The sequence below is a fragment of the Parabacteroides sp. genome, from assembly GCF_977054455.1.
Map to the genome: position 1 here is coordinate 150,684 of NZ_CDRTCT010000001.1, position 25,587 is coordinate 176,270.

17 protein-coding genes are annotated in these 25,587 nt (G+C 46.3%); 16 read left to right on the forward strand and 1 reads right to left on the reverse strand.

What is annotated here, in order from left to right:
* Positions 1-25: 25 nt before the first annotated feature.
* The 16 genes from ACW6QF_RS00575 (at position 26) to ACW6QF_RS00650 (ending at position 23,587) form a co-directional block, all read left to right on the forward strand.
* Positions 26-1,150 carry a 6-bladed beta-propeller gene (locus ACW6QF_RS00575; RefSeq protein WP_456086420.1) on the forward strand — a complete coding sequence of 375 codons (1,125 nt, stop codon included), beginning with the start codon at positions 26-28 and terminating at the stop codon, positions 1,148-1,150.
* A gap of 624 nt (positions 1,151-1,774) precedes the next feature.
* Positions 1,775-2,299 carry a cysteine peptidase family C39 domain-containing protein gene (locus ACW6QF_RS00580; RefSeq protein WP_456086421.1) on the forward strand — a complete coding sequence of 175 codons (525 nt, stop codon included), beginning with the start codon at positions 1,775-1,777 and terminating at the stop codon, positions 2,297-2,299.
* A 140-nt stretch (positions 2,300-2,439) separates the two neighbouring features.
* Complete coding sequence (thrS, locus tag ACW6QF_RS00585) at positions 2,440-4,395, forward strand: threonine--tRNA ligase (RefSeq protein ID WP_456086422.1); 1,956 nt, start codon at positions 2,440-2,442, stop codon at positions 4,393-4,395.
* A 33-nt stretch (positions 4,396-4,428) separates the two neighbouring features.
* Complete coding sequence (gene infC, locus ACW6QF_RS00590; RefSeq protein ID WP_298548685.1) at positions 4,429-5,043, forward strand: translation initiation factor IF-3; 615 nt, start codon at positions 4,429-4,431, stop codon at positions 5,041-5,043.
* 59 nt (positions 5,044-5,102) lie between these two features.
* Complete coding sequence (gene rpmI / locus ACW6QF_RS00595) at positions 5,103-5,300, forward strand: 50S ribosomal protein L35 (RefSeq protein ID WP_075964957.1); 198 nt, start codon at positions 5,103-5,105, stop codon at positions 5,298-5,300.
* Positions 5,301-5,406: 106 nt separating this feature from the next.
* A complete protein-coding gene (rplT, locus tag ACW6QF_RS00600) occupies positions 5,407-5,751 on the forward strand; it encodes a 50S ribosomal protein L20 (protein ID WP_005635321.1) in 345 nt (114 codons plus the stop codon).
* A gap of 476 nt (positions 5,752-6,227) precedes the next feature.
* Positions 6,228-8,402, forward strand: a complete 2,175-nt coding sequence (locus ACW6QF_RS00605) for a glycoside hydrolase family 20 protein (RefSeq protein ID WP_456086423.1) — start codon at positions 6,228-6,230, stop codon at positions 8,400-8,402.
* 37 nt (positions 8,403-8,439) lie between these two features.
* Positions 8,440-10,683: a GH92 family glycosyl hydrolase gene (locus tag ACW6QF_RS00610; protein WP_456086424.1), complete on the forward strand. Its 2,244-nt coding sequence runs from the start codon at positions 8,440-8,442 to the stop codon at positions 10,681-10,683.
* A 294-nt stretch (positions 10,684-10,977) separates the two neighbouring features.
* Positions 10,978-12,729, forward strand: a complete 1,752-nt coding sequence (gene aspS / locus ACW6QF_RS00615) for an aspartate--tRNA ligase (RefSeq protein WP_456086425.1) — start codon at positions 10,978-10,980, stop codon at positions 12,727-12,729.
* A gap of 73 nt (positions 12,730-12,802) precedes the next feature.
* Complete coding sequence (locus ACW6QF_RS00620; RefSeq protein WP_456086426.1) at positions 12,803-13,897, forward strand: Nif3-like dinuclear metal center hexameric protein; 1,095 nt, start codon at positions 12,803-12,805, stop codon at positions 13,895-13,897.
* A 1-nt stretch (position 13,898) separates the two neighbouring features.
* Positions 13,899-14,663 (forward strand): zinc ribbon domain-containing protein, encoded by a 765-nt coding sequence (locus tag ACW6QF_RS00625; protein WP_298548670.1) that lies wholly within the window; start codon positions 13,899-13,901, stop codon positions 14,661-14,663.
* 4 nt (positions 14,664-14,667) lie between these two features.
* Complete coding sequence (tilS, locus tag ACW6QF_RS00630; protein WP_456086427.1) at positions 14,668-16,002, forward strand: tRNA lysidine(34) synthetase TilS; 1,335 nt, start codon at positions 14,668-14,670, stop codon at positions 16,000-16,002.
* Positions 16,003-16,184: 182 nt separating this feature from the next.
* On the forward strand, positions 16,185-18,230 hold the full coding sequence (gene rho / locus ACW6QF_RS00635) for a transcription termination factor Rho (protein ID WP_456086428.1): 2,046 nt from the start codon (positions 16,185-16,187) through the stop codon (positions 18,228-18,230).
* A 138-nt stretch (positions 18,231-18,368) separates the two neighbouring features.
* Positions 18,369-20,093: an ATP-binding protein gene (locus tag ACW6QF_RS00640; RefSeq protein WP_456086429.1), complete on the forward strand. Its 1,725-nt coding sequence runs from the start codon at positions 18,369-18,371 to the stop codon at positions 20,091-20,093.
* Positions 20,094-20,112: 19 nt separating this feature from the next.
* Positions 20,113-21,837, forward strand: coding sequence for an ATP-binding protein (locus ACW6QF_RS00645; RefSeq protein WP_456086430.1), 1,725 nt, complete (start codon positions 20,113-20,115; stop codon positions 21,835-21,837).
* Positions 21,838-21,856: 19 nt separating this feature from the next.
* Entirely contained in the window at positions 21,857-23,587 is a 1,731-nt protein-coding gene (locus ACW6QF_RS00650) for an ATP-binding protein (RefSeq protein WP_456086431.1), read from the forward strand.
* A 19-nt stretch (positions 23,588-23,606) separates the two neighbouring features.
* Here the strand turns inward: ACW6QF_RS00650 and ACW6QF_RS00655 are convergent, their stop codons facing one another.
* The gene (locus ACW6QF_RS00655; RefSeq protein WP_456086432.1) at positions 23,607-25,379 is read right to left on the reverse strand and encodes a helix-turn-helix domain-containing protein; all 1,773 of its coding nucleotides are present in this window, start codon (positions 25,377-25,379) and stop codon (positions 23,607-23,609) included.
* Between the last annotated feature and the right edge of the window lie 208 nt (positions 25,380-25,587).

Genomic DNA, 25,587 nt, shown 5'->3' on the forward strand with positions numbered 1-25,587 from the left:
TTTTTAGGCTTAAAATGAATAGAATATGAACTTTTATAGATCTTTGTTGTTGCTTGTTTTTATTTTTGTATTTAATCTTTCTTTCGCGAAAGATTTACCTGTAATTCATATATCAAAAAATCGTCCGGAAATAAAGGCAAAAGTAAGTATGTTTTTTGATTCAGTTCATTATGTACCATTAGAAACGACTGATGCATGTTTGCTGGGATTAGGAACCATGAGAGTAAATATGATTGGGGATAGTTTATTAGTGTGGGATGCGGACAATTGTTTCCTATTTGATTCAAAAACTGGGCATTTTATAAGGAAAATAGGGCATAAAGGTGATGATCCAGAGGCATTTTATAAGACGTATGATAATTTTTATAACCCGTATGATGGTTTAAATTACTTTTTTGATTATTACAACTCTTTGATTAAATATGATCTGAAAGGGAATTTTGTGGGTAAAATTAAAATGCCAATGAGTTCAAACTGGTCTTCTACAAAATGTGTAATTCCATTAGATTCGACAAATTTTTGTGCTTTTTTTCCGAATTGTAATGGTTCGGTCTCTAAACGAATCGTATTGTTTAATCAATATGGTGAAACTGTAAAAGAATATCCGAATTATCATTTTGTGAAAACTGATCAATTTGTATATGATGCTAATGATGGACTTTTTTATCGATATAAAAATCAAGTTTATTTTAGAGAAAAGTTTATAGATACAGTATATCAAGTTAATAATGAGCAATTAATCCCGAAATATCGATTAGATTTTTCGCCTTATGTTTTCCCTTATAAAGATCGTTATCATGTAGATGTAAACTCGGTCTCTTCTCCGTATTATATTTTTGAAAATGACAATGTTATAATATTTGATTATTTCAGGGAAATATTTCGTGAATTAGGAGTTTATGATAAAAAAATATCGAAAGCTTCTTTTTTTTCTTATGAGAATGGATTTGAAGATGACTTGAATAATTTTATGCCATTTGAGATTTTAGTGATGTTGGAAAGTGGAGTTTGTTTGGGTATATTGTCTGCATCAGATGTTTGTGAATATATTAATAAAACAAATATAGAATTAAAAGGAAGTATGAAATCTTTAGAATCTATTTCTAAAGAAGATAATCCTATTATAGTAATTGCTACATTGAAAAATTGATCTAAATACATTATTAATTTTGAAGCGACCTATACCCATGAATTCATATCATATATTATCATTTTTCTTAACTTTATTGAAAGTGAAATATACTTCAGTATTGAAAAAAACTGTTGGAAATTACCTTTCAGGATACTTTATATGGGTATTCAAGTTTGTTGAAGAGATATAAAGTTGATAATTTAGTAATTGATATGGCTGAACAAAAGACTGATTTGGTGTCATGTCAACTCCCTGCTATTGTCCCGTTTGGAGAAGGTTTTATTATTGTATATCAGATATTTGAATCAGTTGTTTCTTACTGGGAAGAGGGCAAGCGACGATCTTCTTCTTTTTCTGTTTATTCATACTCGCCTTGCCTTACTCATTTTGGAGTATATGGTGCCAAAAGGTCAAATTGAAGCGGTGGTGTGTGTTGTGCTTGGTAGTTCAGGCTTTATTATGGGTGATTTTTCTTCATAATCTGTTTTTCCATGATAAATTAGTTTTTCCGACTGATGTAAGGAGGGAGAATCAGGATTTTTATATGGTTTAGACTGTTGGTTTAAGAATGATAAAACAAAAATAGATAATGAGATAGAGAGCATATCTAATAATCTTGAGTATGATTTGGAAGATGAATATATGAAACGTAAATCTTTTATAGATAAACATGATATTCATAGTACCCCGACTATCTTGATCAATGGTTGCGTTTTGCACTGGAACCAGAACCATTTCGTCGTATTATATAAGGTAAAGAACGGAAAATATTATATCGCCGATCCGGCTACCAAGAAATTAGTCTATGAAGAATCCGAACTGGCGCGTTGCTGGTACAGCACCGTTGTGGAAGGAAAAGATACGGGAGCAGCCTTGCTCTTCGAGCCGGGACCTGACTTTTACGATCGCGAGGAGGAGGATACACGGACAGAGAAAGGCTTGTCTTTTTTCTTCCGCTATCCGGACGTGATCGAGGCGGAGATGAGGCTGACGAGCCGTAAGCCGGTGACGGAGGTCGTGGCACGCACTTCGGGCAGGGTGAGCAGCCTGTATGTCCGGAATCATAACAGAAGAGCTTCGTCTGATAGAGCGTCTCTTCCAGCCGCTGAAAAAGATCTTGTTGGTTCAGAAAAGGAACTTAGGCGAGGATCAGGAAGAAAATACTGAAAAGGTGTATGTTTATTTTGCTTCTGATCGTATCGGTAAGCTCGTTCGTTGAAACTTTTTACCTAAAAGTTCTGTTTAACAAAAAAAGAATGCTAAATTTGCATCCTGATTAATTTTTAGGAATTTATAGTGAACAGATTATGATAAAGATTACATTTCCGGATAATTCCGTAAAAGAATATGCCGAAGGAACGACCGCCATGCAGATTGCGGAAAGCATCAGTTCCCGTCTGGCACAGGAAGTTCTGGCAGCAAGCGTGAATGGTGAGATTTGGGACTTGACCCGTCCGATCAACCAGGATGCCGACATCAAACTTTTCAAGTGGGAAGACGAGGAAGGTAAACATGCATTCTGGCACTCGAGTGCTCACTTGATGGCTGAAGCTTTGCAGGAATTATATCCCGGCATTAAGTTCGGTATCGGACCGGCTATTGAAAACGGGTTCTACTATGATGTGGATCCGGGTGAAGCAGTTATCAAAGAAGGCGATTTCCCTGCCATCGAAGCAAAGATGCTCGAACTGGTAGCGAAGAAAGAGGAAATCAGACGCCAGGACATTTCGAAGGCAGATGCCATGAAAATGTTCGGTGACAGAGGCGAAGAGTATAAAACGGAGCTTATCAGCGAGTTGGAAGACGGTAAGATCACGACTTATACGCAGGGTTCGTTTACCGACCTGTGCCGTGGTCCGCACTTGCCGAATACTTCTTATTTGAAGGCTGTTAAAATAATGAGTGTCGCCGGTGCTTACTGGCGTGGTGACGAAAAGCGCAAACAGTTGGTCCGTCTGTATGGTATCACTTTCCCGAAGAAAAAGATGCTGGACGAATATCTGGCATTGATGGAAGAAGCCAAGAAACGCGACCATCGTAAGATCGGTAAAGAACTGGAGCTGTTTACATTCTCTACGGCAGTGGGTGCGGGGCTTCCGTTGTGGTTGCCGCGTGGCACGCAGTTGCGCCTGAAGCTGGAAGATTTTTTGAAACGTATCCAGAAGAAATACGGTTACCAGCAGGTAATGACTCCGCATATCGGTGGCAAGCAGTTGTATGTGACTTCCGGCCACTACGCTAAATACGGTAAGGACTCGTTCCAGCCGATCCATACTCCGCAGGAGGGTGAGGAGTTCTTGCTGAAGCCTATGAACTGTCCTCACCACTGTGAAATATTCAAATCGTTCCCGCGTTCATACAAGGACCTGCCTTTGCGTTTCGCGGAGTTCGGGACCGTGTATCGTTATGAACAAAGCGGCGAGTTGCACGGTTTGACAAGGGTACGTGGCTTTACGCAGGATGATGCCCACCTGTTCTGTCGTCCCGACCAGCTGAAAGACGAATTCCTGAAGGTGATGGATATTATCTTTATCATCTTTAAGGCTTTGGATTTTGAAAACTTTGAAGCACAGATTTCTCTGCGTGACAAGGTAAACCGGGATAAATACATCGGTTCGGAAGAAAACTGGGAGAAAGCCGAAAGCGCAATTATCGAAGCTTGCCAGGAAAAAGGCCTGAAAGCCAAGATCGAATATGGCGAAGCAGCTTTCTACGGTCCAAAACTGGACTTTATGGTGAAAGATGCCATCGGCCGCCGTTGGCAGTTGGGTACGATCCAGGTTGACTACAACCTGCCGGAGCGTTTCGAACTGGAATATACGGGTGAAGACAATAAGAAACACCGTCCTGTTATGATCCACCGTGCACCGTTCGGTTCTATGGAACGTTTCGTTGCCGTGCTGATCGAACATACGGGCGGCAAGTTCCCGTTGTGGCTGACTCCTGATCAGGTGTCGATCCTGCCGATCAGCGAAAAGTTCAACGATTATGCCTATGAGGTGAAACGTCAGCTCGAAGCCGAAGATCTGAGCGTTTTGGTGGATGACCGTAACGAGAAAATCGGACGTAAGATCCGCGATACAGAGTTGAAACGTATCCCTTACATGCTCATTGTCGGAGAGAAAGAAGCAGAAAATAATGAAGTTTCTGTAAGAAAACAGGGCGAAGGTGATAAAGGTTCGATGAAAATTACTACCTTTGCAGCGCTTTTGAAAGGTGAGATAGAGGAACAAATGAATCACTGGAAGAAAGATAATAATTAATTAACTAATAACGAGGAGAATAAATCTTTTTGAATGAAGAATGACAGTCTGAAAGAACAGTATAGAATCAACGAACGTATTCGTGTTCGTGAAGTTCGTTTAGTAGGTGATAACGTAGAACAGGGAGTTTATCCTACTTCTCAGGCATTGAAGATGGCTGAAGATCAGGGGCTCGATCTGGTTGAAATTTCACCGAATGCTGCGCCCCCCGTTTGTAGAATTACTGATTATCAGAAATTCCTTTATCAACAGAAGAAGCGCCAGAAGGAACAGAAGGCGAAATCAGTAAAAGTGATTGTGAAGGAGATCCGTTTCGGACCTCAGACGGATGATCATGATTACAACTTCAAGTTGAAACATGCCAAGGGATTTTTGGAAGAAGGTGCAAAAGTAAAGGCCTATGTGTTCTTTAAAGGACGTTCCATTCTTTTCAAAGAGCAAGGAGAGGTATTGTTGCTTCGTTTTGCCAATGACTTGGAGGAATACGGAAAGGTAGAGCAATTACCGGTACTGGAAGGTAAACGTATGATCATCATGCTGACACCGAAGAAAGCCGGAGCTGCCCCCGCTCCCAAACCTGCCGTTTCAAAACCGGTAGTGAAGAAGGTGGTCGTGACTCCCAAGCCTAAGACTGAAGAGTCTGAATAATAAAGAAAGAAACCACCCGATAGAGGGTGTAAAGTTTAATAATTAAAATATATTGGAAAATGCCTAAGATGAAGACTAATTCCGGTGCCAAAAAAAGATTCGCTCTTACCGGAACAGGTAAAATCAAAAGAAAACACGCTTTTAAAAGTCACATTCTGACAAAGAAGACTACAAAGCAGAAGAGAAACCTTACTCACACAGGTCTGGTTGCCGGTGTAGACGTAAGCAACGTTAAGCAGTTGCTTGGTTTGAAGTAATCTTTTTTAATTAAGCGAGTTTTACAAGATTTTTATTAACCGAATGTATTTAGCAAATAAGATCATCCGAGAGTGATGACGCTAACATTCAAAACAGATTAGTATTATGCCTAGATCAGTAAATCATGTTGCTTCAAGAGCAAAAAGAAAACGGATTTTAAAACTTACCCGTGGTTACTATGGTGCACGTAAGAACGTGTGGACCGTTGCTAAGAATACCTGGGAAAAAGGTTTGACTTATGCATTCCGTGACCGTCGTAACAAGAAACGTAACTTCCGCGCATTGTGGATTCAGCGTATCAACGCTGCTGCCCGTTTGGAAGGTATGTCTTATTCTCGCCTGATGGGAGCTTTGCATGCAGCAGGTATCGAAATCAACCGTAAAGTTCTTGCCGACCTGGCTATGAACCACCCGGAAGCTTTCAAAGCAATCGTTGCTAAAGTTAAGTAATTGACATTATATAGCAATTGGAAAAAGAGCTCTTGAATGGAGCTCTTTTTTTTATGTCAAAAGTTTGGTGGTTTCATTCCTATTGCATATCTTTGTGATAAGAAAAATGAGTTAGCCGCACATGTTCGATTGGGAAACTCATCAGTTTATTTTAATTCCGAGACACAGCTCTTGTCGTCAATGGCGGGCCGCACCCTTCGGGGCATGCTTAGCACGGCGGATTACAAAGATGGCAAAGCACTCAAATCCTGTCATACGGAGTTTGTTCATATCTACGGTGCGGCTTTCTTCACATAGGAGGATATGTCATAATCGGCATATCCTCTTTTTTTGCGACCCGTAAAGCATAGCTTTAGACGGCGTAACGCTATGGGTTAGGGTAGCTAAAGCATAGCTTTTTGTTTGAAATAGGAACTTGTCCATTTTTTCTTCGTATATTTACCCTCCAAGAATTAAACACACTAAACTAAATATTTATGTTATTGCCAAAACAATCTCGCAATTATGTAACCGGGCTGGCTGTCGTCTGCTCGTTGCTATTGGTCGCCTGCTCTTCGAAGGAAGTCCGGCAGGTCAATCTTATTCCCCAACCGCAACAGATGATAATGACCGGAGGAACCTTCAGGATCGATAGTCTCGCTTTGTTTGGCGGGCAATCTTCCCGAAATGTCAAAACAGTGATCGACGATGCCTGGTCCGGTAGCCCGGAAGGTTATCAGTTGGATGTGACGCCGAAAGGAATCGACCTGCGTGCCGGTTCGTCGGACGGTCTGTTCTATGGGATGCAGACGTTACGCCAACTCTTTGCCGGAGGAGAGGTGCCATGTGTTTCGATCCTGGATAATCCTCGTTTCGGGTATCGGGGATTGCATCTGGATGTTTCCCGTCATTTCTTTTCCAAAGAGGAAGTGATGAAATTGCTGGATGTGATGTCTTTTTACAAATTGAATACGTTGCACATGCATCTGACAGATGCCGGAGGATGGCGTATCGAGATGGATAAATATCCGAAACTCACTTCCGAGACTGCTTTTCGTACCGAATCGGATTGGCGGAAGTGGTGGGACGGTCACGATCGTAAATATTTGCCGGAAGGAACACCGGGCGCTTACGGCGGTTACTATACGAAAGAGGATATCCGGGAGATTGTGGAGCATGCCGCCGCTAAACATATTAATATAATACCGGAAATAGAATTTCCGGGACATTCGGAAGAGGTGCTGATGGCCTATCCCGAACTGAGCTGTTCCGGTAAACCTTATCAGAATGGTGATTTTTGTATCGGCAATGAGAAGTCGTTTACATTTATGGAAGATGTATTGACGGAAGTGATCGATCTTTTCCCATCCGAATATATTCATATAGGTGGCGATGAAGCCGGAAAGTCTGCTTGGAAGAAATGCCCGAAATGCCAGGCTTTGATGAAGAAAAACGGAATGAAGAGCGTGGACGAACTTCAGAGTTATATGATTCATCGGGCTGAAGAATTTCTGAATTCGAAGGATCGCAGGCTGATCGGTTGGGATGAGATTCTGGAAGGCGGCCTGGCTCCGGAGGCGACCGTTATGTCGTGGCGTGGAGAGGACGGTGGAATTAAAGCCGCCCGTATGGGACATGATGTAGTGATGACGCCCGGCAACTACATGTATTTGGATTTCTATCAGGCCGATCCGAAGACACAGCCCTATGCTATCGGCGGTTATACGCCGATTAAGAAAGTGTACAGCTATGATCCCGTTCCGGCAGATTCGTTGACGGCGGAGGAATGCCGGCATATCTTGGGTGTGCAGGCCAATACCTGGACTGAATACATCCAGACACCCGAACATCTGGAATATATGATGTTCCCGCGTGCCCTTGCCGTGGCCGAGATCGGATGGACGCCGCAGGAGTTGCGGACATGGGAAGATTTCAAGCCCCGGATGAATAATCATATTTCCAAATTGCATCGAATGGGTATCGACGCTTTTACCCTTTCGGACGAACTTGAGGTGACCATGCTGGTCGATACGGCGAAGAAACAGATAGAAGTCGTTTTGGATGCCGAGAAATATCCGGCGGAAATCCGCTACACGACAGACGGTTCCGTTCCGGTTGCATCTTCCTCCCTTTATGCCGGACCGATAGTCGTGAAAGATTCCGCTCATATCAAAGCGGCTATTTTCCGGGACGGGGTGCTTCAGGGAACGCCGACGGAAAAGAAGGTGGATTATCATCGCGCCATCAATAAGCCTATACATTATAATAATAAGCTTTATAAAGGTTATATGGCCGGAGGAATGAATGCCCTGCTGGATGGTTATCGCGGTGGCCTGACTTATCTGGACGGACGTTGGCAAGGCTATTTGGATGACCTGGACTGTGTGATCGATATGGAAGAGGAAACGGATATCCGTAAAGTGTCCGTTCGTTTCATGCAACTGACCGGTCCGGGTGTGTTCCAGCCCGGACAAGTGGAGTTATTGACTTCGGAAGAGGGTGAAAACTTTATTTCCCGTGGAATTGTTCCAACAACGATTCCGGCAGACGATCCGAATCTCTTGTTCCAGGAATATACGTTCGACGGTAACTGGAAAGCCCGCTATGTACGGTTGAAAGCGCCAAGGGCGAATCCGGGTTTTATTTTTGCGGATGAGATAGTTGTTTGGTGAATTAAGAATTAAGAATTAAAAAATAAGAGTTGGTGTTATGAAGATGGTGTTGTTTTCTTTTCTATTGGGTTGTTGTTCTGCGCTGGTTTCCGCGCAACGGCCGGTGGATTATGTGAACCCTTTTATCGGGACAAGCAACTACGGGACGACCAATCCCGGTGCGATTTGTCCGCAGGGAATGATGAGTGTTACCCCCTTCAATGTGATGGGATCGAAAACTAATAAGTTTGACAAGGACAGCCAGTGGTGGTCCACGCCTTATTCGGCGGATAATAGTTTCTTTACCGGCTATGCGCATGTCAACCTGAGCGGTGTCGGTTGTCCGGAGATGGGAAGCCTGTTGCTGATGCCTACCTCCGGGGAACTGAATGTGGATTATCACGAATACGGCAGCGAATATAAGAACGAGGTGGCCCATCCCGGCTATTACAGCAATATCCTGACGAAGTATAACATCAAGACGGAAGCTACCGCCTCCATGCGTACCGGCCTGACACGCTTTACTTTCCCGAAAGGGCAGGGGAATATCCTCCTGAACTTGGGTGAGGGGCTGACGAATGAAACCGGTGCGACCGTCCGTATGGTGAGCGATACGGAAATAGAAGGGAGCAAGCTGCTCGGTACGTTCTGTTATAACCCGCAAGCCGTTTTCCCGATCTATTTCGTGATGAAGCTCAGCAAAGCCCCCAAGCAGGCCGGCTACTGGAAGAAGCAGCGCGAGATGAAGGGAGTGGAGGCCGAATGGGATGCCTACTCCGGCAAATATAAATTGTACACGAAGTACGACCGTGAGATGAGCGGTGACGACATCGGCGTCTGGTTCAAGTATGACACCGAAGAAGACGAAATGATCGAAGTGAAAACGGGCGTCTCGTTTGTCAGCATCGAGAATGCCCGCCTGAATATGAACACCGAACAGCCGGATTTCAATTTCGACAAGGTGCGTGCGGCTGCCGGCAAGATGTGGAACGACGATCTGTCGCGCGTGATGGTGGAAGGCGGGACGAACGACGATAAGACGATTTTCTATACCGCCATGTACCACCTGCTGATCCATCCGAATATCATCCAGGACGTGAATGGCGAATATCCGATGATGGAAAGCCTGAAAGTCGGCCATACTACCGGAAACCGCTATACGGTCTTCTCGCTCTGGGATACTTATCGCAATGTAAGCACATTGATGACATTGCTCTATCCGGAAAAGCAACTCGACATCATCCGCACCATGATCGACATGTATAAGGAAAGCGGCTGGCTTCCGAAGTGGGAACTGTACGGACGCGAGACGTTGACGATGGAAGGCGATCCGTCTATCCCTTATATCGTGGACGCTTATATGCGTGGCCTGCGCGATTATGATATCGAAACGGCCTACGAAGGAATGCGTAAAGGCGCTACTACACCCGGCGAGTTCAACCTGCTTCGTCCGGATAATAACGACTATATGGGCAAAGGCTATGTTCCCTTGCGCGAACAGTATGATAACTCGGTTTCCCATGCTTTGGAATATTATATTGCCGACTGGAACCTGTCCTTGTTGGCGGATGCGTTGGGCAAGAAGGAGGATGCCAAACTGTTCCGTGAACGGGCTATGGGATATAAGCATTATTATAGCAAAGAGTTCGGCACGCTTCGTCCGATCCTGCCTGACGGCACGTTCTATTCTCCTTTCGATCCGAAGCAGGGGGAAAACTTCGAACCGAGCCCCGGTTTCCATGAAGGGAATGCCTGGAATTATACGTTCTATGTCCCTCACGATATTATGGGGCTTGCCAAGCTGATGGGCGGTCAGAAGAAGTTTGTCGATAAGTTGCAGATGGTCTTCGACAAAGGGTACTATGATATGGCAAACGAACCGGACATCGCCTATCCGTACCTGTTCAGCTATTTCAAGGGAGAGGCTTGGCGTACGCAGAAGCTGGTCCGCGAACTGTTGGGCAAATATTATCACAATGCTCCTAACGGGCTTCCGGGTAACGACGATACGGGAACGATGTCGACCTGGGCGATCTTCTCGATGATGGGGTTCTATCCGGCCTGTCCCGGTGACCTGGATTATGTCCTGACCTCGCCGACCTTCAACAAGGTGACGATCCGCCTGGATGAGAAGTTCTACCCGAAAGGCAGCCTGGTGATCGAGTCCGCCCACAAAACCCCGGAAGATATTTATATCAAAGAGGTGACAGCCGGCGGAAAGAAGCTGAAAGGATATACGATTTCGCAAGACAAACTGGTAAATGCCGGGACATTGCGCTTCACGCTGGAAAACAAGCATTGATTTCCCCTCTCAATTTTAGTTGAAATGGCATTTAAACGTTTAAAAACGGTTTCAAATTTTCTTGAAGCCGTTTTTCACTATTGAATCCCCGTTTCAATATTTCTTGAAGTGCCTTTTTAATGGTGAAAAACCGTTTCAAGAAAAATGGAGATGGGTTTCACCATTGAAAAATGGCTTCAAGAAAATTAGAAACGACTTTTCAACGTTTAAATGCCATTTCAAATATTCTTGAGACCTATAAATTATTATCTTTGCACACGTAAAATAGAAAAACAGTTTAATCCATATTATATAATGTATAGAACAAGAACATGTGGCGACCTGCGCCTTGCCGATGAAGGCTTGGTGATTACGCTGGCCGGCTGGGTACAGAAAACCCGTAAGATGGGTGGCATGACGTTCGTGGATATCCGCGACCGTTACGGTATTACGCAATTGGTGTTTAACCAGGAAGTGGATGCCGCTCTTTGTGAGAAAGCAAATAAACTGGGACGCGAATATGTTATCCAGGTAACGGGAACCGTTCGCGAACGTTCCAGCAAAAACCCGAATATCCCTACCGGTGAGATCGAGATCATCGTTTCGGAGCTGAATGTCCTGAATGCTGCCGTAACTCCTCCTTTCACGATTGAAGACGATACGGACGGAGGTGACGACCTGCGTATGAAATACCGTTATCTGGACTTGCGCCGCAACGCCGTCCGCAAGAATCTGGAACTGCGTCATCGTATGGCTTTCGAGGTTCGTAACTATCTGGACAAGCAGGGGTTCCTGGAAGTGGAAACTCCCGTGCTGGTAAACTCTACGCCTGAGGGGGCGCGTGACTTTGTCGTTCCTTCCCGTATGAATCCGGGGCAGTTCTATGCATTGCCTCAGTCGCCGCAGACGTTGAAGCAGTTGCTGATGGTTTCCGGTTTCGACCGTTATTTCCAGATCGTGAAATGTTTCCGTGACGAAGACCTGCGTGCGGACCGCCAGCCTGAATTTACACAGATCGATTGCGAAATGAGTTTTGTGGAGCAGGAAGACGTGCTGAACATTTTCGAAGGAATGGCCAAGCACCTGTTCAAGGTGATTCGCGGTATCGATATAAAAGAGGCTTTCCCGCGTATGACCTGGCACGATGCCATGAAGTATTACGGTAGCGACAAGCCGGACCTGCGTTTCGATATGAAGTTCGTCGAATTGATGGACATCATGAAGGGACATGGTTTCTCCGTATTCGATAATGCTGCTTATGTCGGCGGTATCTGTGCGGAAGGGGCGGCTTCTTATACGCGCAAGCAACTGGATGCGCTGACCGAGTTTGTGAAACGTCCGCAGATCGGTGCAAAGGGCATGGTATATGCCCGTGTGGAAGCCGACGGTAATGTGAAGTCGAGCGTGGACAAATTCTATACACAGGAAGTATTGCAGGAGATGAAAGAAGCTTTCGGGGCAAAACCGGGCGACCTGATCCTGATCCTTTCCGGCGACGATGCGATGAAGACGCGCAAACAGCTTTGCGAATTGCGTCTGGAAGTGGCCGGCCAGTTAGGTTTGCGTGACAAGAACAAGTTCGCCTGCCTCTGGGTGATCGACTTCCCGCTGTTCGAGTGGAGCGAAGAAGACCAGCGTTTCTATGCCATGCACCATCCGTTTACTTCTCCCAAACCCGAAGATATTCCTTTGTTGGATAGCGATACGGGAGCTGTTCGTGCGAATGCATACGACATGGTGATCAATGGTGTCGAAGTGGGTGGCGGTTCCATCCGTATCCATGACAGCAAGTTGCAGGATAAGATGTTCCAGTTGCTGGGCTTCACCGAAGAAAAGGCACAGGAACGTTTCGGCTTCCTGATGAATGCCTTCAAGTATGGTGCGCCTCCTCACGGTGGTCTGGCTTACGGTCTGGACCGTTGGGTATCTCTGTTTGCCGGCCTCGATTCTATCCGTGACTGTATCGCGTTCCCGAAAAACAACTCCGGCCGCGATGTCATGCTGGATGCGCCCGGACAGTTGGATGATTCGCAATTGGAAGAGCTGCAATTGGAAATTAAGAATTAAGAATTAAAAGAGAAAAAATTCAAAGAGAAAAGTATCGCGAGGCCTAATTGTCAATTAAAAAAACGAAGTCTTTATGCGTATAAGGGATATACTGAAAGAAATCGAACAATACGCTCCGTTGCCATTGCAGGAAAGTTTTGACAATGCAGGTGTGCAGGTGGGCGATGTGAATCAGCCTGCTACCGGTGCGCTTCTTTGCCTCGACGTCACCGAAGAGGTCGTGGATGAGGCGATAGAGATGGGGTGCAACCTGATTATCTCTCATCATCCTTTGGCCTTTAAAGCGTTCAAATCCCTGACCGGTTCGACCTATATCGAGCGGTGCATGATGAAAGCCTGCAAGTATGACTTGGTGATCTATGCCGCCCATACCAATCTCGACAATGCGGCGGGAGGCGTGAACTTCCGTCTGGCGGAACTGATCGGGCTGGAAAATGTCCGTGTCCTGAGCCCGCAGAAAGGTGCTTTGCTGAAGCTGGTCACTTTCGTGCCGGAGGCCTATGCCGATTTGGTGAGGACAACCTTGTTCAATGCGGGAGCCGGAACGATAGGCGACTATGATTCCTGTAGCTTCAACCTGCCGGGCGACGGAACTTTCCGTGCCGGTGAAGGGACCAATCCTTTTTGTGGTGAAATAGGCGAGTTGCATGTGGAGCCGGAAATCCGTATCGAAACGATATTGCCTGCTTTTCGTAAATCGACGGTAACCCGCGCATTGCTTTCCGTCCATCCTTATGAGGAACCGGTATTCGATTTCTATCCCTTGGATAATGCCTGGGACCAGGTCGGTTCGGGGGTAGTGGGAGAGTTGCCCGAAGAAGAGGGGGAATTAGTTTTCCTGCAAAGGATCAAGGAACTGTTTCAGGTGGGATGCGTGAAGCATTCCGCCTTGACCGGCAAGCCGATACGGGAAGTCGCTTTATGCGGGGGGAGCGGTGCTTTCCTGATCAAAGACGCGATCAATTACGGTGCGGACGTTTTCATTACGGGAGAGGCTAAATATAATGACTTTTACGATGTGGAAGACCGGATTCTGCTGGCGGTTATTGGTCATTATGAAAGTGAAGTCTGTACAAAAGACATCTTTTATAACATAATATCGAAAAAATTCCCTACCTTTGCCGTACATTTTTCGAATGTTAATTCAAACCCGGTAAAATATTTATAGAATGGCTACAGATAAACAATCAGCTGAAAAAGAGATTACAGTTGAAGAAAAGCTTTCTACGCTGTATCAGCTTCAGACGATGATGACTGAAATTGATAAGATCAAGACACTTCGCGGCGAACTTCCTTTGGAAGTACAGGATCTGGAAGATGAGATCGCAGGTCTGGAAACACGTCTTCAGAACTATCAGTCAGAAATTAAGGACTTTGAGAATGCTGTTGTAGAACAGAAACATAGGATTACGGAGTCTACCGGTCTGATTGAAAAATATAAAACGCAGTTGGATAACGTGCGTAACAACCGTGAGTTCGACAACTTGTCAAAAGAAATAGAATTCCAGGGACTTGAAATCGAATTCTCAGAAAAGAAGATTCGTGAGTTCGGTGAAGCGATCAACCAGAAGAAGGAAGAAATAGCCGAACTGTCAGAAAGACTGGAAGGCCGTAAGGCTGACTTGGTTCAGAAGCAGAGCGAACTGGAACAGATCATTTCCGAAACCAAACAGGACGAAGAAAGACTGCGCGAAAAAGCAAAGAAACTGGAAGCGAATATCGAACCGCGCCTCTTGACTGCTTTCAAACGTATCCGCAAGGGAGCCCGCAACGGTCTGGCTGTCGTCTATGTACAGCGTGGCGCCTGTGGCGGTTGTTTCAACAAGATTCCGCCTCAGAAACAGTTGGACATCAAGTTGCGTAAGAAAGTGATCGTTTGCGAATACTGTGGCCGTATCATGATCGACCCGGAATTGGCAGGTGTAGAAGAATAATCAGATGCGCGATGTTGTCCGTGCATATATAGAGAAATATCGGTTGCTTACGGAAAACCGTCCGGTTCTGGTCGGTGTAAGTGGCGGAGCGGATTCAATAGCCCTACTCACCATTTTGGTGGAGTCGGGCTATTCCTGTATTGCGGCGCATTGTAATTTTCACTTGCGGGGAGATGAATCCCTGCGTGACGAACAGTTTGTAAGGGAGTATGCCCTAAAACTGGATGTCCCTTTTCTGAAAACGGACTTCGATACCCGGAAATACGCGGCCGGCCGTCATCTCTCCATCGAAATGGCTGCCCGCGAGTTGCGCTATGGCTGGTTCGAAGAGCAACGGGTTGCAACCGGGGCACAGGCTGTCGCTGTGGCTCATCATCGTGATGATAGTGTGGAAACGCTTTTGATGAATCTGGTACGCGGCACCGGTATCCGGGGAATGAGCGGGATTCGTCCGAAGAACGGTTTCGTGGTGCGCCCTTTGCTTGCCGTGAGCCGTGAGGATATCTTGGAATGGCTTGCCGGACGCGGTTTGACGTATGTGACCGACAGTACCAACCTTTCCGATGCCTATACGCGCAATTTTATTCGCCTGCGTGTCCTTCCGCTTCTGAAGGAGATCAATCCTTCCGTGAAAAATGCGATTGCCCGTACGGCCGAACATCTGTCGGCGGCTGAAGCCGTTTATCTGCATGTGGTGGAAGAGGCGAGGAATACCGTGGTCGAGCAGGGAGATCGCCTTTCGATTGCCACCTTGATGCGTTACCCGTCGCCCGATGCGATTTTATATGAATTGCTCAAAACCTACGGCTTTACTCGTCCGGTGGCAGAGGATGTTTATTTGTCCCTGACGAGAGAATCGGGCAAAACCTTTTTCTCTTCTACATACCGGTTGATAAAAGATCGGGACTATTTATTGTTGTCTCCTCTTGTAAAAGAAGAGGTTTATGAATATACGCTGACCGGCGACGAGAAAGTCTGGTCCGGTCCTGTTGAACTTTCTTTCGAGAAGATTGTTATTAAGGAAGATTTCCATATCCGGAAAGACAAAAATATCGCCTATTTTGATTACGACAAACTGACTTTTCCGCTTACCCTGCGTACATGGAAAGAGGGAGATTGGTTTATTCCTTTCGGCATGAAAGGGCGGAAGAAATTAAGCGATTATTTCTCGGATCATAAGTTCAGTCGTTTTGATAAAGAACGAACTTGGCTTTTATGCAGCGGAGACGCTGTTATCTGGATTGTAGGAGAACGTTCCGATAATCGTTTTTGCCTGGATAAAACAACTAAAAGTGTGTTAGTTGTGAATTTTTTTTCGACAAAAAGCGAGAGTAAGTAAAAATATTATTACATTTGCAAAGATTTACTCCGCAGATGTGTTACTAATGATTCAAGTTAGCTCAACAATCCGGTTTTCACATGAAATTATTAATTATCAAATTATAAAAGATACAATGATTGCGTTGTACGCGTGCCATATCAGGTCGTGTAGTACGTCGTTTTTATTATTCACTTCGCATTATGCAAAAATATAACATTCTAGAACTAAATGAAAAACTCCTTCCTGAGTTGCAAAGTATAGCGGAAGAGTTAGGTATTAAAAAAGTAAGTTCTCTTAAGAAAGAGGAACTTGTATACAGAATTCTTGATGAACAGGCCATCTCGTATGCCGGCATTCAGGCTGAAAAGGAGAAAGAAAAGGAAGCAAAGAAAGCAGAAAGGCAGACTAAGGCTAAGAAAACAAAAGCGGCGGCTCCGAAAGGTGCAAAAGCTGATGCCAAGACAAAGGTTGCTGCTCCTGCCACACCCGTTGAAGTTTCGGTAGAAGAAGTAACATCAGAGGCTCCGGAACAACCCGAACGTAAAAGACGGACTCGTATTGACAAGAAAGAAAAAGTGGCTGCGGCTGCTGTTCCTGTCCAGAAAAACGAAGAAGCAGTCGTTTCTAAAAGCACGGTTTCAGCTAATGCTCCTGTGTCCGAAACTCTTGTTCAAGTGGCTGACACTACTACCGATGCTCCTGTCGAAACAGGAAAACCGGTAGCGAAGAAAGTGGTAAAGAAAGCTGCCAAACCTGTAGAGAAGCCGTTGCTCCCTCCCGTTGTCGTGGAATCTGATAACGGAGAACTTCCGGCCGAGGTTGTTCCTGAGATAACGGAAGAGCCGGTTGTTGTAGAGACACCTGCTGCTTCGACTTCAACTCCGGCAGACGAACCTAAACGCGTGGTATTCCGCCATCCGGACACCAAATCGGTTCTCGACCAGCTTTTCCCATTCTCTTCTACACCTGCCAAACCGGAACCGAAAGTGCAGGCAGAACAACCTGTAGCCGCCCAGCAGAATAATCCTCGCCAGAATAATAACAGACAGAACAATCAGAATAATCATAACAACCCGCGCAACAATAATAATGCTGTACAGGAAAAACAGTATGAGTTTGATGGCATACTGACAGGTGTAGGCGTATTGGAAATGATGCCTGACGGATATGGCTTCCTGCGTTCTTCCGATTATAACTATTTGACTTCCCCGGATGATATTTATGTATCGCAATCACAAATCAAGTTGTTCGGTTTGAAGACCGGCGATGTGGTGGAGGGTGCTATCCGTCCTCCGAAGGAAGGTGAAAAATATTTCCCGCTTGTCAAAGTGGACAAGATCAACGGCCGTACGCCGGAAGAGGTTCGCGACCGTGTTCCTTTCGATCATCTGACTCCGCTTTTCCCGGATGAAAAATTCATGTTGACAGCCCGCAAGTCTCCGAAAGTGTACGACAATATCGCCGTACGTGTAGTAGATTTGTTCTCTCCGATCGGCAAGGGACAGCGTGGTCTGATCGTGGCTCAGCCGAAGACCGGTAAGACCATGTTGTTGAAAGATATCGCCAATGCGATCGCTGCCAACCATCCGGAAGTGTATATGATTATCCTGCTGATCGACGAACGTCCTGAAGAGGTAACGGATATGGCTCGTAGCGTAGATGCGGAAGTAATCGCTTCGACTTTCGACGAACCGGCTGAACGCCATGTGAAGATTGCTGAAATCGTCTTGAACAAGGCTAAGCGTATGGTGGAATGTGGCCATGATGTCGTGATCCTGTTGGACTCCATCACGCGTCTGGCTCGTGCTTACAATACGGTTCAACCGGCTTCCGGCAAGGTTCTCTCCGGTGGTGTGGATGCGAACGCTTTGCAGAAACCGAAACGTTTCTTCGGAGCAGCCCGTAACATCGAAAACGGCGGTAGCTTGACGATTCTGGCAACGGCATTGACAGAAACCGGTTCGAAGATGGATGATGTGATCTTTGAAGAATTCAAAGGTACAGGCAATATGGAATTACAGTTGGATCGCAAGTTGGCAAACAAACGTGTTTATCCGGCTGTCGATATCACGGCTTCCAGTACGCGTCGTGACGACCTGCTGCAGGATGATAACACCGTGAACCGTATGTGGATCCTGCGTAAGTACCTGGCCGATATGAACTCTATGGAGGCTATGGAATTTGTCAAGAAACGAATGGAACAGACATTCGATAATATGGAGTTCCTGGCTTCGATGAACGGATAAATAGCAGAGCATCAATATTTGTAAAAATGCAGATCGGGCTGAGGCCTGGCCTGCGTTTTTTATTTTATTTTTGTTACATTCAAAAGATTGGAGTATATTTGTCATACTTCGTGTGGAAGAATTAAAAGTAAGCATAACATGGAAAATGTAAAGAGGATCCCGTATGGTGTTTCGAACTTCGTAGAAGTGGTGGAACAAAATCAGTATTATGTGGACAAGACGATGTATCTGCCCTTGTTGGAAAGGCAGCCAGACAGTCTGTTCTTCATCCGTCCGCGCCGTTTCGGGAAAAGTATTTTCCTGAGTATGCTGCGGGCTTACTACGATATTTTACAGAAAGACAAATTCCAAAAGCGTTTCGGTAATTTGTGGATCGGAAGTCATCCGACGCCTTTGCAGGGGGCTTTTCATGTGCTTTATCTTGACTTCTCGCGGGCGAGTGGAGGTAGCGGTTCACTTGCCGAGAATTTTGATCGTTATTGTTGCATGGTGATGGATGTGTTTGGCGCATCTTATGAGCCACTTTATTTTCCGGGTTTCGCAAAAGAAATGAAAGAACTGCCTGATTTTGTTAGCAAGCTGAATTTCCTGAATTTGCAAGCGGCAGAAAAAGGCGTTCACCTTTACCTTATCATTGATGAATATGATAACTTCACGAACGTGGTCCTCAATGAGCAGGGGAATGAAGTTTATCATGCCTTGACTCATGCCAGCGGTTTCTACCGTGAGGTGTTCAAGAAGTTTAAAGGCATGTTCGAACGCATCTTCATGACCGGTGTCAGTCCCGTGACACTGGACGACCTGACCAGCGGCTTCAATATCGGCTGGAACATCAGCACCCACTATCAGTTCAACATGATGCTGGGGTTCAGCGAGGACGATGTGCGTACGATGCTGCAATATTATAAGGATGCCGGTCAACTTCCGGGCAATGCGGATATCGAGGCGATGATTGCGGAGATGAAGCCCTGGTATGACAATTATTGCTTTGCTAAAGAAAGTCTGGACCGTGACCCGAAGATGTTCAACTGCGACATGGTGCTTTATTATCTGCGTAACTATATGGACTTAGGCAGATCTCCCGAACAGATGATCGACCCGAACACCCGTACGGATTACAACAAGATGAAGAAGCTCATCCAACTGGACCGTCTGGACGGCGATCGGAAAGGCGTCTTGCGGCGGATCACGGATGAGGGACAGCTTGTCACGACCCTTGTCACGACCTTTCCGGCCTCGGAGATCGCCAATCCTGAGATTTTCCCCAGCCTGCTGTTCTATTACGGCATGTTGACGATCAGTGCCACACGCGGGAACTATTTGGTATTGAGCATCCCGAACAACAATGTGCGCAAGCAGTATTACGAGTTCATGCTCGAAGAATACCAAAGCAACCGGTACATTAATTTGAACGATCTGGGGTTGATGTTCTATGATATGGCTTACGACGGCCATTGGCGTGAGACATTCGAGTTTATCGCCCATGCCTATAAGGAAAACTCCTCCGTGCGCAGCGCCATCGAGGGAGAACGCAACCTGCAAGGCTTCTTCACCGCTTACCTGAGCGTGAACGCCTACTACCTGATCGCTCCGGAAGTAGAACTGAATCACGGTTTTTGCGACCTCTTCCTGATGCCGGACTTGTTGCGTTATGAGGTGGCGCACAGTTATATCGTTGAATTGAAATACCTTTCGTCCAAAGCCCCCGAATCCAAAGCCGAATCGCAATGGCAGGAGGCGGTGGAGCAGATAAAGCAATACGCCGTCGGTCCGAAGGTGCGTCAGATGATACAACATACCCGGCTCCACCTCATCGTGATGCAGTTCAGGGGATGCGAGTTGGAAAGAATGGAAGAAATATAAGAAATAAAGCAAGCATAACATGGAAAATGTAAAGAGGATCCCGTATGGTGTTTCGAACTTCGTAGAAGTGGTGGAACAAAATCAGTATTATGTGGACAAGACGATGTACCTGCCCTTGTTGGAAAGGCAGCCGGACAGCCTGTTCTTCATCCGTCCGCGCCGTTTCGGGAAAAGTATTTTCCTGGGTATGCTGTGGGCGTATTACGATGTGGCCCAAAAAGATAAATTCCAAAAGCGTTTCGGTAATTTGTGGATAGGCAGCCACCCGACCCCCAATCAGGGGAAATATCAGGTGCTTTTCTTCGATTTCTCACGGGCGAGTGTGGGTATGGGCACACTGGAAGAAAATTTTAATAGCTATTGCTGCATTGTCTTGAATAATTTTATGAGCACCTATTCTGATTATTATTCCGAAAAACTGCAAAGCAATTTTTATGAAAGCAAATCGGCTGCCAATAAATTGAATCTCATTAATAGCGAGGCGAAGCAAAAGGGGTATTTGCTTTATCTGATCATCGATGAATACGATAACTTCACCAATGTCGTCTTGAACGAGCAAGGAGAAAAGATCTATCATGATTTGACTCATGCGAGCGGGTTTTACCGTGACTACTTCAAGCTCTACAAAGGCATGTTCGAACGCATCTTCATGACCGGTGTGAGTCCCGTGACACTGGACGACCTGACCAGCGGTTTCAATATCGGCTGGAACATCAGCACCCACTATCAGTTCAACATGATGTTGGGATTCAGCGAGGACGATGTGCGTACGATGCTGCAATATTATAAGGATGCCGGTCAACTTCCGGGCAATGCGGATATCGAGGCGATGATTGCGGAGATGAAGCCCTGGTATGACAATTATTGCTTTGCTAAAGAAAGTCTGGACCGTGACCCGAAGATGTTCAACTGCGACATGGTGCTTTATTATCTGCGTAACTATATGGACTTAGGCAGATCTCCCGAACAGATGATCGACCCGAACACCCGTACGGATTACAACAAGATGAAGAAGCTCATCCAACTGGACCGTCTGGACGGCGATCGGAAAGGCGTCTTGCGGCGGATCACGGATGAGGGACAGCTTGTCACGACCCTTGTCACGACCTTTCCGGCCTCGGAGATCGCCAATCCTGAGATTTTCCCCAGCCTGCTGTTCTATTACGGCATGTTGACGATCAGTGCCACACGCGGGAACTATTTGGTATTGAGCATCCCGAACAACAATGTGCGCAAGCAGTATTACGAGTTCATGCTCGAAGAATACCAAAGCAACCGGTACATTAATTTGAACGATCTGGGGTTGATGTTCTATGATATGGCTTACGACGGCCATTGGCGTGAGACATTCGAGTTTATCGCCCATGCCTATAAGGAAAACTCCTCCGTGCGCAGCGCCATCGAGGGAGAACGCAACCTGCAAGGCTTCTTCACCGCTTACCTGAGCGTGAACGCCTACTACCTGATCGCTCCGGAAGTAGAACTGAATCACGGTTTTTGCGACCTCTTCCTGATGCCGGACTTGTTGCGTTATGAGGTGGCGCACAGTTATATCGTTGAATTGAAATACCTTTCGTCCAAAGCCCCCGAATCCAAAGCCGAATCGCAATGGCAGGAGGCGGTGGAGCAGATAAAGCAATACGCCGTCGGTCCGAAGGTGCGTCAGATGATACAACATACCCGGCTCCACCTCATCGTGATGCAGTTCAGGGGATGCGAGTTGGAAAGAATGGAAGAAATATAAGAAATAAAGCAAGCATAACATGGAAAATGTAAAGAGGATCCCGTATGGTGTTTCGAACTTCGTAGAAGTGGTGGAACAAAATCAGTATTATGTGGACAAGACGATGTACCTGCCCTTGTTGGAAAGGCAGCCGGACAGCCTGTTCTTCATCCGTCCGCGCCGTTTCGGGAAAAGTATTTTCCTGGGTATGCTGTGGGCGTATTACGATGTGGCCCAAAAAGATAAATTCCAAAAGCGTTTCGGTAATTTGTGGATAGGCAGCCACCCGACCCCCAATCAGGGGAAATATCAGGTGCTTTTCTTCGATTTCTCACGGGCGAGTGTGGGTATGGGCACACTGGAAGAAAATTTTAATAGCTATTGCTGCATTGTCTTGAATAATTTTATGAGCACCTATTCTGATTATTATTCCGAAAAACTGCAAAGCAATTTTTATGAAAGCAAATCGGCTGCCAATAAATTGAATCTCATTAATAGCGAGGCGAAGCAAAAGGGGTATTTGCTTTATCTGATCATCGATGAATACGATAACTTCACCAATGTCGTCTTGAACGAGCAAGGAGAAAAGATCTATCATGATTTGACTCATGCGAGCGGGTTTTACCGTGACTACTTCAAGCTCTACAAAGGCATGTTCGAACGCATCTTCATGACCGGTGTGAGTCCCGTGACACTGGACGACCTGACCAGCGGTTTCAATATCGGCTGGAACATCAGCACCCACTATCAGTTCAACATGATGTTGGGATTCAGCGAGGACGATGTGCGTACGATGCTGCAATATTATAAGGATGCCGGTCAACTTCCGGGCAATGCGGATATCGAGGCGATGATTGCGGAGATGAAGCCCTGGTATGACAATTATTGCTTTGCTAAAGAAAGCCTGGACCGTGACCCGAAGATGTTCAACTGCGACATGGTGCTTTATTATCTGCGTAACTATATGGACTTAGGCAGATCTCCCGAACAGATGATCGACCCGAACACCCGCACGGATTACAACAAGATGAAGAAGCTCATCCAACTGGACCGGTTGGACGGCGATCGGAAAGGCGTCTTGCGGCGGATCACGGATGAAGGACAGCTTGTCACGACCCTTGTCACGACCTTTCCGGCCTCGGAGATCGCCAATCCTGAGATTTTCCCCAGCCTGCTGTTCTATTACGGCATGTTGACGATCAGTGCCACACGCGGAACACGAATCGTGCTAAGCATCCCGAACAATAATGTGCGCAAGCAGTACTATGAATTCATGTTGGAAGAATACCAAAATAAACGGTACATTAATTTAAACAACTTGGCAGACTTGTTCGACAACATGGCTTACGACGGCCATTGGCGTGAAACATTCGAATTTATCGCCCATGCCTACAAGGAAAACTCCTCCGTGCGTAGCGCCATCGAGGGAGAACGCAACCTGCAAGGCTTCTTCACCGCTTACCTTAGCGTGAACGCCTACTACCTGATCGCTCCGGAAGTAGAACTGAATCACGGTTTTTGCGACCTTTTTCTGATGCCTGACTTGTTGCGTTATGAGGTGGCGCACAGTTATATCGTTGAATTGAAATACCTTTCGTCCAAAGATCCCGAATCCAAAGCCGAATCGCAATGGCAGGAGGCGGTGGAGCAGATAAAGCAATACGCCGTCGGTCCGAAAGTGCGGCAGATGATACAACATACCCGGCTCCACCTCATCGTGATGCAGTTCAGGGGATGCGAGTTGGAAAGAATGGAAGAGGTACATCCGTAAACACGGAGCCGTCCCTCTTTTATTGATCCAATGTGAATGTATCTCTGTATTCCGACGGTGTCATTCCGTATTTATTTTTGAATGTACGATAAAAACTCCGCACATTATTGAAACCCGAATCGGCAGCCACCGCTTCGATCGTGTAAGAATTGTAGTCTTTTAGCAGGCTGATGGAGTGATCCAGCCGTTTGTTGTTGATATACCCGTTGAAATTCGTACCGGCGAAAGTCTGTATCAACTGTGCGAACACGTTTTTGGAAATATGAACCTGTCTCAGCAAAGCATCCCGCGAAATCTCCGGATCCAGATACAACTTCTTTTCTTCCATCACCCTTTCCAGCTCGTTGAATAACTTTTGATTCAGAAGAGCCGTTCTCGAATCGGAGGCATTTCCCGCTTTTTGTTCCGCCTCCTGCTCCTGTTCGGATGTACCGGTTTGCAGGGTGGCGGCATAAAGCTGTTTCAGTTCTTCGATTTCATCGTTTGCCTTGTGCAGTTTCTCCCGGTACACAACTCCTTCGTCTATCTGTTTGGCCAGTACGCGGTTTTTCTGCCGGGTGATGCGCAGGTGCCGGCCGATCAGGTAAATCGTAAGCCCGGCGAACAACAATGCCCCTAACGTGGCGATCAGTATGATTCGTTGCCGGTCTATCTTGGCGTCCTGTTCCTTGATCAGCAGGTCTTTTCTATTCGTGGCATAGATGGTCGCCAACTCTAACGCGGCGTTCTGCTTATTGCGTGCGTTGATGCTGTCTTTGATCGCATCCCGGCGTTTCCGGTACTCCAGGGCGGCGCGGTAGTTGCCGTTTCCGGCCGCGATTTCCGAGCGATAATCCAGATTGTTGATGAAATCGCCGTTGATGGTGTCGTTCCCGAAGATCTGCTCGTCGGGGATCGTCTCGGCCGCCTCTTTGAACTGTTTCGAGCAGATCAGGTAAGGGATTGCATCTCTGTGTCCGACCTCTGTCTTCGAAAACCGGGTGGAACGGAATTTATCGAAGGCGGCGGCTGCCTTTTCCGGCTGTCTGTTCTCCTCATAAATAGCCGCCAGTTTACTGTATAAGTATCCGTATTGCTCATCGAAATAACCTTCCGGCGGTCCGGGCATTCCGCTCATCCTGTCGATCAGCTTTTTCCTCTTCTCTCCGGTTTCGATGGCTTTCTCCAGTTCATTTTTGTTGAGACAGTCAGTCATTTGCTGGCCGTAAATAAAAGAGAGGTAAGCAAGCTCGCGTATATCCGAACTGTTTTCAAGCAGTGCGATTGCCTGCATGGTGTACTGGTCGGCTTCTTCGTCCACCCCTTGATTCCGGTAAATCTTTCCGATCAGATGCAACATTTCGCTTTCCAGCCTTTTGTTGCCTGCCAGCCGGGCTTTTTCGCACAATTCTGTTGCGACCTGCATGGCCTGCGGATAGTTGGAAAAGCGCGTGTTGAGGTCTACGAATGCATTTTTTATCTGTATCTCTGTTTGGGGCGAAGCGGTTTTCATGGAGTCGCTATTCATCACTTTTTGCAGATAGTTTTCTGCGATATGGAACATCCCCTGTTGGTCGTAGATACTGTACCGCATGTAATCGGCTTTGAATTCGGAAATACGGTTTTTCATGATCGCCGTGTCTAAGAGGAGCAAGGCGCGTTCCGGCTCCGAGATCCTGATGGACTGGATATACGTAAGTGTATAGAGACTGTCGGCGGAGGAAGACGGTGTCTTTTCTCCGGATTCCGGGTGACATTGGCTTCCTAAGAAGATACAGGCGGCTAAGAGCAAGGTCGTGTAAAATGTTTTCATTCCATGAATTATGTTACGGGCTGTAAAAGTATAAAAAAATAACCAGTTTACAAGCTCTGATAGTTTTACCTTCCAAAAATGATAGGAATAGGCCGGTTTCACCTGAGTCGGATGACAATTTAGCATACCGTAGGATTAATTGGCACGCATTCCCGATTCCTCTTTTCTTCCTTTGCACCCACTAACCCGTCGGAGTAATCCGGCACAT